Origin of the sequence: Sulfurimonas sp. HSL-1716 (assembly GCF_039645975.1) — a bacterium.
In the GTDB taxonomy this organism is placed as follows: Bacteria; Campylobacterota; Campylobacteria; order Campylobacterales; family Sulfurimonadaceae; genus Hydrocurvibacter; species Hydrocurvibacter sulfurireducens.
This window is the reverse complement of record NZ_CP147918.1, coordinates 487,718-501,587: the sequence shown is the minus strand read 5'-3', so window position 1 is coordinate 501,587 and position 13,870 is coordinate 487,718. Positions and strand designations below refer to the sequence as shown.

8 protein-coding genes are annotated in these 13,870 nt (G+C 42.0%); 1 reads left to right on the top strand and 7 read right to left on the bottom strand.

Annotated features, from left to right (window positions below; all coding sequences use genetic code 11):
- Positions 1-16: 16 nt before the first annotated feature.
- Positions 17-307, bottom strand: coding sequence for a hypothetical protein (locus WCY03_RS02630; RefSeq protein WP_345993439.1), 291 nt, complete (start codon positions 305-307; stop codon positions 17-19).
- 75 nt (positions 308-382) lie between these two features.
- Between WCY03_RS02630 and WCY03_RS02625 the strand changes: the two genes are divergently transcribed.
- Positions 383-1,096: an arginyltransferase gene (locus tag WCY03_RS02625; RefSeq protein ID WP_345993438.1), complete on the top strand. Its 714-nt coding sequence runs from the start codon at positions 383-385 to the stop codon at positions 1,094-1,096.
- Here the strand turns inward: WCY03_RS02625 and WCY03_RS02620 are convergent.
- The 6 genes from WCY03_RS02620 to rpoB all read right to left on the bottom strand — a co-directional run bounded on the left by WCY03_RS02620 (position 1,093) and on the right by rpoB (position 13,848).
- The gene (locus WCY03_RS02620; RefSeq protein WP_345993437.1) at positions 1,093-1,764 is read right to left on the bottom strand and encodes a hypothetical protein; all 672 of its coding nucleotides are present in this window, start codon (positions 1,762-1,764) and stop codon (positions 1,093-1,095) included. The two genes, WCY03_RS02625 and WCY03_RS02620, sit on opposite strands and share 4 nt — an antisense overlap.
- Positions 1,765-1,860: 96 nt before the next feature.
- Complete coding sequence (gene fusA, locus WCY03_RS02615; RefSeq protein WP_345993436.1) at positions 1,861-3,951, bottom strand: elongation factor G; 2,091 nt, start codon at positions 3,949-3,951, stop codon at positions 1,861-1,863.
- A gap of 128 nt (positions 3,952-4,079) precedes the next feature.
- Positions 4,080-4,547 carry a 30S ribosomal protein S7 gene (rpsG, locus tag WCY03_RS02610; RefSeq protein WP_345993435.1) on the bottom strand — a complete coding sequence of 156 codons (468 nt, stop codon included), beginning with the start codon at positions 4,545-4,547 and terminating at the stop codon, positions 4,080-4,082.
- A 76-nt stretch (positions 4,548-4,623) separates the two neighbouring features.
- On the bottom strand, positions 4,624-4,998 hold the full coding sequence (gene rpsL, locus WCY03_RS02605) for a 30S ribosomal protein S12 (protein WP_345993434.1): 375 nt from the start codon (positions 4,996-4,998) through the stop codon (positions 4,624-4,626).
- 194 nt (positions 4,999-5,192) lie between these two features.
- Positions 5,193-9,710: a DNA-directed RNA polymerase subunit beta' gene (rpoC, locus tag WCY03_RS02600; protein ID WP_345993433.1), complete on the bottom strand. Its 4,518-nt coding sequence runs from the start codon at positions 9,708-9,710 to the stop codon at positions 5,193-5,195.
- The gene (gene rpoB / locus WCY03_RS02595) at positions 9,703-13,848 is read right to left on the bottom strand and encodes a DNA-directed RNA polymerase subunit beta (RefSeq protein WP_345993432.1); all 4,146 of its coding nucleotides are present in this window, start codon (positions 13,846-13,848) and stop codon (positions 9,703-9,705) included. Before rpoB ends, rpoC begins: the two co-directional genes overlap by 8 nt.
- Positions 13,849-13,870: the final 22 nt, after the last annotated feature.

The window sequence follows — 13,870 nt, the reverse complement described above, 5'->3', positions numbered from 1 at the left end:
GGTTACTTTAGAAAACCTACTCTCTCTTTTTTATAAAACTATACGCTAAAAACACAATACCGCTTATTATAAAGAAGATCACAAGATAGCGGATATGTTCTTTTTGTTTTTCTTTGTATGCTTTCATAAAAGAGGGAGGTTTGGGCTTTTTTTTCGCAGAGACTACGCTTTTAGGCAGACTTGCCTCCATTCTGGCTATATTTGCTTCTGCGATCTGGTTCTCGGTCAAAGCGGTATCGGGTTTTGTCCAAAAAAGAGCAGCGATTCCGCCTACTAAAAAGAGTATGCCGATCGTACGAAATAACATTATTTTATGTTTTATTATAAATTCAAGCATTCAAAATTATACACTATTTACGGATATTATTATAAAATCTCTATTATGAAACTATTAAAAGAATGCACACTGACCGACAAATGCTCCTACCTTCAAAATAAAGAGCAGACCGCACATTACAAGATATTGTCCGAATGCAGCAGTGCTTATTGTATGACTCTGACACAACGGGGATGGAGAAGATTCGGTAAAATGTTTTTCAGACCGATATGCGAAGGATGCAGCGAGTGCCAAAGCGTTAAAATCGACGCGCAAAATTATAATTTTTCAAAATCAGAACGCAGAATTATCAGAAAAAACAGTCATATCAAAACCGTATTGCAGCACCCTACGGTAACACAAAAGCACATTGACCTTTTTAATAAGTATCATCGCTATATGCATCAAAAAAAGGGATGGGACAACAATCAGACCGATGCAAAAAATTACTATACCTCTTTTGTCAGCGGACATGACAGCTTCGGACATGAAGTGTTGTATTACGATCAAGACAAACTTATAGGAGTGGATCTTATAGATATCCTTGACAACGGCATATCGTCGATATACTTTTATTATGACCCCGAATATAAAAATCTCTCTCTTGGAAAATATTCTCTATACAGGCAGATTGCATTTGCCAAGATATATGATAAAAAATGGATATATCTCGGATATTACGTAAAAGAGTGCGAAAGCCTATCTTATAAAAGTCAGTTTAAACCCTATCTGACACTACAGGGAAGACCATTGGAGGAGCAAGAGGATATATGGGATTAATAGTTTTGTAATCCCTCTTTTTGCTGCTTATATATCTGTTTCTTTTTATCTTCCACCATCTTTTCAAGCTCTTTTTTCAATGATTCCTGACGTTTTTTATCTTTATCCCTGATTCTTTCGATGTTGGAATATTTCTCTTTAGCGTAGTTTTTATTTCTTTGCTTGCTTAAACGTTCTTTTTCTATCTTATCTTTTTCCATCTCTTCTTTATACGTCATATAATACTGCGTAGTTTCAAGTTGAGCTTTATGCTCGGATATAAAGTTTCTTATTTTTTCTTTTTCTGCTTGTTTATTTACGATTTTCAGATCTATCAGCTCTTTAAATGTTCCAATGTCGTTATCATCGATAGATTTTATAAATTTGGTATTGGCAAGCCTGACAAAACGGTCGTTGATCTTAGAAAGCTTTCTAAGCTCGCTGAGATACTCCATTTTATCATATTTCACGTCGCCTGCTTCGATAGAAAACCCCTTCTTTTTTAACTCTTCGCACTCAGCAGCATACTCGATGATATTTTGTTTTTCGGAACTAAACAAAGAAAGATCGGAAAGTCTTTTGATTTCGCTGACATTATTATAAACGACATCGCCGAGCAGAGAGTAAACAGCAGGGTTTTTGGCAAATGAAAAGAAAAAGACAACGGATAGAATAAACAGTTTTAACATTACAGTTCCTAACGGTTATTATATAGCGGAATAGATATCGGCAAAAATAAAAAAAGATAAATTGCAGAGGACACTCCAAAAGGAGTGTTGAGATGATTATCCGTTACGTTTTTTGATAATCTCTTCAGAAACGTTTCTCGGAACCTCTTCATAGTGATGGAATTCCATAGAGTACGTTGCACGTCCTTGAGTAGCTGAACGAAGGTCTGTTGAGTAACCGAACATCTCAGATAACGGCACGTATGCATCGACGATCTTGTTACCTGCACGGTCACCCATGTTGTTGACTTGACCGCGGCGGCGGTTAAGGTCACCGATAACATCACCCATATAATCTTCCGGAACTTCCACTTCGACTTTCATTAACGGTTCTAGAATCGCAGCACCCGCTTTTCTACATCCCTCTTTGAATCCCATAGAAGCGGCAAGTTTGAACGCCATCTCGTTAGAATCGACTTCATGATATGAACCGTCATATACAGTAACTTCGACATCTTCGATCGGATAACCGGCAAGGACACCGCCTTGCATCGCTTCACTGACACCTTTTTCAATTGCAGGAATATACTCTTTTGGAATAACCCCGCCTTTGATCTCATTGTTAAATTTGAAACCGGCACCCGCTTCATTAGGCTTGATACGCAAGAAGACGTGACCAAACTGTCCGCGACCTCCGGATTGTTTTGCGTATTTGTATTCTTGTTCAACTTCAGATTTGATCGCTTCACGGTAAGAAACCTGCGGTGCACCTACTTCTGCTTCTACTTTGAACTCACGCTTCATACGGTCAACGATGATCTCAAGGTGAAGCTCTCCCATACCGGAAATAATAGTTTGACCTGTTTCTTCATCTGTATGAACTCTAAATGACGGATCTTCAGCAGCAAGCTTGCCAAGAGCGATACCCATTTTTTCTTGATCCGCTTTTGTTTTAGGCTCGACAGCAACAGAGATAACCGGCTCTGGGAAATCCATTCTTTCCAATACTACAAGATCTTTTTCCGAACACAATGTATCTCCCGTAGTTGTCGATTTTAGACCGACAACCGCACCGATTTCGCCCGCATAGATCTCTTTTACCTCTTCGCGCTTGATAGCATGCATCTTCATGATACGTCCGATACGCTCTTTTTTATCTTTTGTAGAGTTGTGGACATATGAACCGGATTCTAAAGACCCGCGGTAAACACGGATAAATGTCAACTGTCCGACGAACGGGTCGGTCATGATCTTAAACGCAAGTGATGCGAATGGACCGTTATCAGTTGATTCGACAGTAACCTCTTTAGTTTCATCTTCCATCATCGTACCTTTGATCTGCGGTACTTCAGTAGGTGCCGGAAGATAAGCGACAACAGCGTCAAGCAGAGTTTGAACACCTTTGTTTTTAAACGCAGTACCCGCCGTCATCGGAACGATATGCATAGCAACCGTTGCAGCTTTGATACCTGCGACGATCTCGTCTTCAGTCAACTCTTCGCCCTCAAGGAATTTTTCCATAAGCTCTTCGTTACCGTCTACTTCAGATATTGATTCGATCATTTTTTCACGATACTCTTCAGCTTTGTCCATCATGTCCGCCGGAATATCCTCTACGTGGTAGTTCGAGCCCATCGCAGCATCTTGATCCCATACGATCGCTTTCATTTTAACAAGATCAACAACACCTTGGAAACCATCTTCAGCACCTATCGGCAGCTGTATAGGCACAGGATTTCCTTTTAGACGCTCACGGATCTGTCTTTCGACTTCATAGAAATCTGCACCCGTTCTATCCATTTTGTTAACGAAAACGATAGAAGGTACACCGTAACGGTTTCTTTGTCTCCAAACAGTCTCAGATTGTGGCTGGACACCGCCGACAGCACAGAAAACAGAAACTGCACCGTCAAGCACACGCATAGAACGCTCAACTTCGATAGTGAAGTCAACGTGGCCCGGAGTATCGATAATATTGATCTGTTTGTCTGCCCATGTACAAGTAGTTGCAGCAGAAGTGATCGTAATACCACGCTCTTGCTCTTGCTCCATCCAGTCCATTGTAGCAGCACCGTCGTGAACCTCACCGATCTTGTGCTCAACACCCGTATAGAACAAAATACGTTCTGTTGTAGTAGTTTTTCCTGCATCGATGTGTGCAGCAATACCGATGTTTCTTACATCTTCTAATTTATGTGATCTTGCCATTTATTTTACCTTAAAAAACTTTTTTTATTTGAGAGCCCAACCTCTTTCATAAACTGATGATTCTCAGTTTATGAAAGAGGTTTTCATGTAAGAACTTCACAAAAGTGAAGTTCGACGGAAAGTAACTATTACCAGCGGTAGTGAGCAAACGCTTTGTTCGCTTCTGCCATTCTGTAAGTATCCTCTTTTTTCTTGAATGCTGAGCCTTTTTCAGAACTTGCATCCATTAATTCATTTGCCAGACGTTCTGCCATAGTACGCTCATTACGATTACGTGATGCGTCAACTAACCAGCGGATCGCTAAAGATTGTTGACGTACTGGACGTACCTCTACTGGAACTTGGTATGTTGCACCACCTACACGACGGCTTTTGACTTCGATAATCGGTTTAACGTTGTCAATAGCGCTGTTAAATGTGTCTATACCAGTTTTTTCACCACGTGAACTAATGATATCTAACGCACTGTAGATAATCTTTTCTGCTGTACTTTTTTTACCGTCTAGCATGATTTTGTTTATAAATTTCGTTAAAACTTTGCTTCCATAAATTGGATCAGGCATAATTTCACGAACGGGAGCTTTTCTTCTTCTCATCTCTGAATTTCCTTGTCTTCAATTAATTTGATAATTTACTCAAAAGCTTTACTGCTTCTGTCACACTCGTGAAAAATTATTTTTTAGGTTTTTTTGTTCCGTATTTAGAACGAGCAACAGTACGATCTTTAACACCGGCACTGTCAAGCGCACCACGTACAATATGGTATTTAACCCCCGGTAAGTCTTTGATACGACCGCCGCGAACTAGTACTATCGAGTGTTCTTGAAGGTTGTGACCCTCTCCACCGATATATGAAATAACTTCAAATCCTGAAGTTAAACGAACTTTTGCTACTTTACGTAAAGCAGAGTTTGGTTTTTTTGGTGTAGTAGTGTAAACACGAGTACAAACACCACGACGCTGTGGACACGAAACAAGCGCTGGCGATTTTGATTTTTTAACCACTTTTTTGCGCTCATTACGAATCAATTGGTTGATTGTAGGCATACAATTCCTTTCTTAAAATGTTCCAGTAGAATTTAATCCTCTTCAGTCCCATATGACAGAGAGAATTATAAACGCGTAATTTTACATAATCAGCTATTAAAGTTAGCTTATTTTAAGTATTTATTAAACTGATACAAGAGTGTTGGTTAGATTATTTACATGTAAGCGGATGTGCTTACATGCAAGGAGAAAAATTAGCTGATAATGTCTTCGAATTTCAAGACAGAATCTTTGTAGATACCCGTTCCTACAGGGATAGTACGTCCGATGATAACGTTTTCTTTCAGATCTGTCAGATCATCGAATTTAGCCGAAACTGCCGCTTCTGTCAATACTTTTGTCGTATCTTGGAACGATGCCGCCGAGATGATACTGTCGGCTGAAACAGCAGCACGCGTAATACCGACCAAGAACGGATCGGCGATCGCAGGGCGCCCGCCTAAGCGGATTATCTTCTCATTCTCTTCGATAAATTTGTTTTTAGATATAAGATCGCCTTCGATGAATTTCGTATCACCGGATTGCAAGATCTTGATCTGACGAAGCATCTGAGTAAAGATAACCTCGATATGTTTATCGGCAATATTAACCCCTTGTGAACGGTAGACTTGCTGTACTTCGCTTACAAGGTAGTTATGCAGCGCTTTGACACCCAGTATCCTCAAGATATCATGAGGAGAACCGATACCGTCGGTCAATTTTTCACCGGCGTGTACATATTCGCCCACATTTACCTGCGGTGAAAGAGATTTGTCTATAAAATACTCTTTTATTATCCCGCTGTCAGAAGTGATCAAAATACGCTCTTTACCGCGTAATGCTTTCCCGAAACTCACAACCCCGTCGATCTCACTGATCACCGCGTTTACTTTTGGACGACGTGCTTCGAAAAGTTCGGATACACGCGGAAGACCTCCGGTAATATCGCTTGATTTTTGAAGCGCTTTTGGTGTTTTCACAAGAGTATCGGCTATCTTGACCTCTGCACCGTTTTGAACGTAAACGGACGATTTAGGATCGATAGCATATCTGATGATCTCACCTTCTGCCGTCGCAAGAACTATGGTCGGTTTATATTCCGGCGAAATATGTTCATTGATCATAAGACGCGTTTTACCCGTCAGCTCATCATATTGCGACGAAGCGGTAACACCGTCGATAACGTCTTCAAAAGTAACTTTACCGTTAGCTTCGGATATGATCGGATTAGAGTATGGATCCCACTCTGCAACGACTATAGATTCTTCTTTAACCGGTTTTGCAATGATAGTATCTGCTTCTACGATCGCATCGTCATCCTGCTCGACGATAGAACCGCGGGCGATATAGTGACGGATCGCTTCATGATCGGAACTGTCTACGATACTTGCAAAAAGACCTTTCTCTTTTACTTCATGACCGGCTTTAACACCTTCATATCTCTCTAAATAATCACCTTTTAAAAGGAAGTACTTAATAGTACCTGTTTCTTTAGCTCTAATTTTTTGAGTGATCGGATCACCGTCTTTTACCATGATTTCAGATGCATACGGTATATGGTTTGGAACGTTCCATCCGTCATTGATCTTCTCAACGATAGATTCCGCGTTTTTGACCATATCGCCATGTTTGTACGGCAGATACAGTTTGCTCTCGATATGTCCGCCGACACCTGCAAGCTCGTTCGGGCGCGCTACTTCGTTCTTTCTAAGCGTATAGCGGATCGTCTCTTTTTCACCGACCACGCTGATGATCATCTCATCGTGAATAGACTGAATCTCGACTCTTCCGTCAAACGGAGCTTTGATCTTCGGTTCTACCAGCAAGATACCGGCATTACGACGGTTGGCAACGATATGTTTACCCTCTTTTGAAGTGTACGTTTTAAAGTTATAATAACGGATAAAACCTTCTTTGGTTGCAATAACCTGACGCTCTTGACGAGTGCTTGAAGCCGTACCACCAACGTGGAAAGTACGTAGTGTAAGCTGAGTACCAGGCTCACCGATCGATTGAGCAGCAATAATACCCACGGCTTCACCGCGGCGAACCAAGTTACCCGTACCAAGGTTGAGCCCGTAACAAAGTGCACATATCCCGCCTTCAGACTTACATGTTGTCGGAGTACGAATATAAGCCGATCTGATACCTGCTTCTACGATAGTCTTCGCTTTTACTTCATCGATCAGAGTACCTTCAGTGAAAAGGATCTCGTTTGTGATCGGATCGATCGCATCATCTGCAAGAACACGTCCGAACAAACGATCTTCCAAAGACTCGATAAGCGAGTTATGATCGGAAATATCGGATATCTCGATACCTTCGTGCGTATGACAGTCATGCTCGACTACTTTAACGTTTTGTGCAACATCAACCAATTTACGTGTCAAGTAACCCGCATTCGCTGTTTTAAGAGCGGTATCGGCAAGACCTTTACGCGCACCGTGAGTCGAAATAAAGTACTCTAATACGTTTAGCCCCTCTTTAAAGTTCGAGATAATCGGAGTCTCGATGATATCGCCGTTCGGTTTGGCCATAAGACCACGCATACCCGCAAGCTGACGGATCTGAGCTGCAGAACCACGAGCTCCCGAATCTGCCATCATATGAATCGAGTTAAATCCGTTTTTATCGGTCTGTACCAACGTCATCATCTGTGTTGCAACGATATTGTTCGTATCTGTCCAAACGTCGATGATCTTATTGTAACGCTCTTGCTCAGTTAAAAGACCTGCTTCAAACTGTTTTTGGATCTCACGAACTTTGTTTTTCGATTCTTCTATCTTCGGAGCTTTCGCTTCTGGGATGATGATATCATCGACAGAGATAGATACGCCCGCTTCAGTAGCTTGTTTGAAACCAAGATCTTTTAATGCATCCAAGAAAGAAGCCGTTATACCGATACCGCCATGTTTTTGAACATAATCGACCAGTTCATTGATCGCTTTTTTCTTCATAACACGGTTCCATAATTCAACCGGAACGAAATCAGGAATGATCGATTTAAGGATCAGACGACCTGCCGTTGTATGAATCAATCTTCCGTTTACACTTGAGCGGATCTTTGCGTGAAGATCCAATGAACCGTGCTGAATAGCGATCTTTACTTCATCAACGTTCGCGAACAGTTTGTTCGAACCTTTTACACCGCTTTTCTCCAAAGTGGTATAGTAGATACCAAGAACCATATCCTGAGACGGCGTAGCTATCGCTTTACCCGATGCAGGAAGCAGAATGTTCATAGATGCGAGCATCAATACTTTTGCTTCGGCAACAGCAGCAGAGCTAAGAGGAACGTGAACAGCCATTTGATCCCCGTCGAAGTCGGCATTGAACGCCGCACAGACAAGAGGATGAAGCTGGATCGCCTTACCGTCGATCAATTTAGGGTGAAACGCCTGAATTGACAATTTGTGAAGCGTCGGTGCACGGTTTAGAAGTACCGGGTATCCGTCGACTATTTCAGCCAAACATTCCCAAACTTCATTTGTTTTGCTCTCGATCATTTTGCTTGCAGCTTTGATCGTTGTCGCATACCCTTTTTCTTCAAGTTTTGCTATCAGATGCGGTTTGAAAAGTTCTAACGCCATTTTCTTAGGCAGACCACACTCATCCATACGTAAAGAAGGGCCGACAACGATTACAGAACGCCCAGAGAAGTCAACACGCTTACCAAGAAGGTTCTGACGGAAACGCCCCTGTTTTCCTTTGATGATCTCAGAAAGAGATTTTAACGGACGTTTGTTTGCACCTTTGACCGCATTTGCACGGCGTCCGTTGTCAAACAGAGCATCGACAGCTTCTTGAAGCATACGTTTTTCATTTCTAACGATAATTTCAGGTGCTTCAAGCTCGACAAGACGCTTTAGACGCTGGTTACGGTTGATAACACGGCGATAAAGGTCGTTTACGTCAGATACGGCGAACTTACCACCGTCCAGGCTTACAAGCGGACGAAGATCCGGCGGAAGCACAGGAAGGATCGTCAACATCATCCACGCAGGATTGTTACCGCTGTTAAGAAACGATTCGATTACTTTAAGACGCTTAGCGATGGTTTTACGTTTTGCTTCAGAATTCGTAGCGTCGATCTCCTCTTTAAGTTGAGAGAAAAGCTCCACAAGATCGATGTCGTCAAGAAGGTCACGGATAACTTCACCGCCCATTCTAGCCTTGAAACCAAGCTCACCGAATCTTTGAACCAAAGTACGGTACTGTTCTTCATTTAAAACATCATATTTTAGGACAGGAGTTTTCGCTTCTGCATCGTAATAAGCTTCACCGCCGCTTTCAACGATATATGCTTCATAGTAAAGTACGCGCTCAAGGTCTTTCATCTTTACGCCGAAAAGCGTACCGATACGTGACGGCAACGAGCTCACATACCAGATATGTGCAACAGGAGTTACAAGGTCGATATGCCCCATACGTACACGGCGAACTTTTGAACTTGCAACTTCAACGCCGCATTTTTCACACACTACGCCTTTATAACGCATTTTTTTGTACTTACCGCACAGACATTCGTAATCACGTACGGGACCGAACACTTTGGCACAAAACAGTCCGTCGCGCTCAGGTTTCAAAGTACGGTAGTTGATCGTTTCCGGTTTTTTTACCTCGCCGTGACTCCATGAAAGTATCTTTTCTGGAGATGCAAGGCGAAACTGCAGTTGTTTTATATCTGTCGGGCGATTATCTTCTTTTACTTCAATTGCTACTAATTTACTCATCGTCTTCAACCTCGTCAAAAATCTCTACATCAAGAGCCAGTGATTGCAGCTCTTTTGTCAATACGAATAATGTTTCCGGGATACCTGATTCAGGAACCAACTCACCTTTTGTAAGCGCTTTATATGCACGGACACGGCCGTCGACATCATCCGATTTGATGGTCAACATCTCTTTAAGAACTGCAGAAGCACCGTATGCTTCAAGAGCCCAGACTTCCATCTCTCCGAATCTTTGACCACCGAAGAGCGCTTTACCGCCGACTGGTTGCTGTGTAACAAGAGAGTATGGTCCTGTGGAACGGGCATGAATCTTCTCATCAACCAAGTGATGCAGTTTCAAGATATACATATAACCGACATTTACACGTTCATGCATCTTCTCGCCTGTTTTACCGTCAAATAAAACGGTTTTACCGTCACTGTCCATCTTCGCCAGTTCAAACAGTTTTGCAAATTCCGCTTGATCGACACCTTCAAAAATCGGTGTCGCAAACTTCACGCCTTTTGCCCAGTCCTGCGCATATTTAAGCAGCTCGTCGTTACTCATTTTCGCTAGAACTTCAGCAGCATTCATAAGTCCGGAAACATCTGATATTTCGATCATTTTTGCACGGATATTATCTAAGAACTCTGCTTGCTTGGCATCAAATTCCGCTTGGATCTGATGACCCAGTTCACGACCGACCATACCAAGGTGCATCTCCAACACCTGCCCGATATTCATACGAGACGGAACCCCTAGCGGGTTAAGACAAACGTCAACGCTGCGTCCGTCTTCCATATACGGCATATCTACCTCAGGTACTATATTAGATACGATACCTTTGTTTCCGTGACGTCCTGCCATCTTATCACCGACTTTGAGGTGGCGTTTTGTCGCTATATATACTTTTACGTATTTTACGACACCGTTTGGAAGAATGTCATCATTTTCCAAAATAGCAAGTTTCTCTTCGTGCTCGTCACGGAAGATTCTCTTTTGCTTTTGGAAATAGTTTTTCATAACATTGTATTGGTTCTGAATATCTTCGGAGAACGACTTGACAATGTTATTCATAGCAAAACGGTTTACGTCTTTAAGGTCTTCACCGTTGATGATGTCGCCTTTTTTATAATCTGTTCCGTTGATAGTGATATCTTTTCCTAACGGCTCTTTTGTTAAAAGTGCAGTTATTCTGAATATCTCCTCTTTATCTATCATAAGAAGACGGTCATAGTGCTCGCGCTCTAAGTAATCACGCTCCTCTTTTTCAAGTTCCAGAGAACGAGGATCTTTGTCATACCCTTTTTTCGTAAAGATCTTGATATCTACTACCACACCTTCCATAGACGGCGGACAGTAAAGAGATTTATTTACAACGTGACCTGATTTTTCACCGAAGATCGCACGTAAAAGTCTCTCTTCCGGAGTCGGTTTAACTTCACCCTTAGGACTTACTTTTCCTACGAGGATCATACCGCCTTTGACGTTCGTACCTATTTTAACGATACCGCTTTCATCAAGATGAGCCAGCTCCTCTTCACGAACGTTTGGAATATCGCGGGTAATCTCTTCGACACCGTGTTTAAGTTCACGTGCTTCACACTCTTTTTCATAGATATGTACGGATGTAAATGCATCTTCGCGGATCATACGCTCGGAGATGACGATCGCATCCTCGTAGTTATATCCGTTCCACGGCATGAATGCGACCATTGCATTGACGCCAAGAGCAAGCTCACCTTGATCCATGTTCGGACCATCAGCGATAATATGTCCTTTTTCAACAAACTGACCGATTTTTACGATCGGTTTTTGCGAGAACGACGTATTTTGGTTCGTACGAAGATTCTTTTGCAGAGGATAGTAATCTATAAAGATACCATCTTCATCTTCACCTTTGATATAGATATGTTTCGCATCGGCTTTCTCGACGATACCCGAACGCTTCGCATAGATACACTCCCAGCTGTCGCGGGCAACAAGTTTCTCGACACCTGTTCCGACCATAGGAGCCTGCGGACGCAATAACGGTACCGCTTGGCGCTGCATGTTCGATCCCATAAGTGCACGGTTGGCATCATCGTGTTCCAAGAACGGAATAAGTGATGCGGCGACACCGACGACCATATGAGAAGAAAGGTCCGCATATTCACAATCTTTCGGTGAACGGTAGATGATCTCACCGTCTTGGCGTACAGCGATCAGATCCTCTATAAACTGTCCTTTTGCATCAAGTTTATTCGAAGCAGCAGCGATCATCTTGCCCTCTTCTTGAGTAGCCGTAAGGTATACGACCTCATTAGTTACGATACCCTCTTTGACAACTTTATACGGAGCTTCGATAAATCCATGCTCATTAACCTTAGAATAGGTTGCAAGAGTATTGATAAGACCGATGTTTTGTCCCTCAGGAGTCTCGATCGGACAGATACGGCCGTAATGAGTCGGGTGAACGTCACGGACTTCAAATCCTGCTCTCTCTTTAACAAGACCGCCCTCTCCAAGTGCTGATAGACGACGTTTATGCGTCAATTCCGATAACGGGTTCGTCTGATCCATAAATTGAGACAACTGTCCGCCGGAGAAGAACTCCATGATCGTCGAAGTGATCATCTTAGAGTTGATCAGGTCATGAGGCATAAGCTCATTCATAGGACCGCTCATAGTAGAAAGCTTGTCTTTGATCGCTTTTTGCATCTTGATAAGACCGTTATGTAACTCGTTTCCTAAAAGTTCACCGATAGAACGGATACGACGGTTACCCAAGTGATCTCTGTCATCTATGTGACCTTGACCGTTTTTAACTTTGATAACGTATTTAACAGTATTGATAATATCTTCATTCGTTAAGACTGTAACATACTCAGGAATGCTCATACCAAGCTTGTGATTCATCTTCATACGACCGACGCGAGTCAAATCATATCTTTCCGGATCAAAGAAAAGCTGGTTGACAAACGCTTTTGCTGCATCTTTTGTTACAGGCTCGCCTGGACGCATTACTTTATAGATACGGATAGCCGAAAGATCGTTTTCATCCTCGATATCTTCCGTTTGTTTTAAAAGTTTTAATGAATCTGCATCTGCAATAAAAGCATTGATGATAGAGCCGTCCACGCCTTCGGCGAGATCATTAGCGATTACAAACGACTCAACGCCTGCTTCGGCCATCTTTTTCAGTTTTGTTTCATCGATCGGAGTCATCGTGTCAAATAGGACTTCACCGGTTTCAGGGTTAATGATCGGTTCAGCAAGATAACGCTCGACTAAAACATCCAAAGGATACATGATGTTTGTCACACCGTCTTCTATGAATTTCTGAGCTTTTTTCGCAGAAAGTCTTTTCCCTGTCGTGATAAGCGTATTTCCTTTATCATCAACTAGATCGAACTCCAATCTTCCTTTAAAATCGTCAGGATTGAACTTAATGGTGAAACTGTTGTCTTTGATCGTAATAGTTTGTAACGGATAAAACAGTTTTAAAATATCTTGTTTAGAATATCCTAAAGCACGGAACATGATCGTAACAGGAACTTTACGGCGTTTGTTGATTCTCATATAAAGGATATCTTTTGGATCATACTCAAAATACAACCAAGAACCGCGATCCGGAATGATCTGACCGGTATAAATAAGTTTATTACCGGAAGTCGTTGCTTCTTCTTCTTTAAAAATAACACCCGGAGATCTGTGTAACTGATTAACGACAACACGCTCTACGCCGTTGATAATAAATGAAGTACGTTCTGTCATCAAAGGGATATCACGGACAAAGATACTTTGCTCTTTTATATCTTTGACACCTAGTTTTTCCTTCGTGTTTTCATTACGTTCCCAGATGACAAGACGTGTTTTCATTCTCAGTGAAACAGCGTATGTCAGCCCGCGCTCCATACATTCGCGGACGGTATATTTAGGCTTGCCGACTTCAGAGCCTATATACTCGACTGTCAATCTGTTTTGCGCATCATGAATAGGAAATACCGATTGAAATACATTTTCAATACCACTTTTTGAACGATCATTTGCATCAAGCATTAAGAAATTGTCATAAGAACTTTGTTGTAATTGGAGTAGATTTGGAACTTCTATTTGCTGAGGAGTTTTTGCAAAGTCTACACGTAAACGATTTCCAGAATATAAAGTGTTTAACATGGGCTACCTCTAAGTAAGTTAG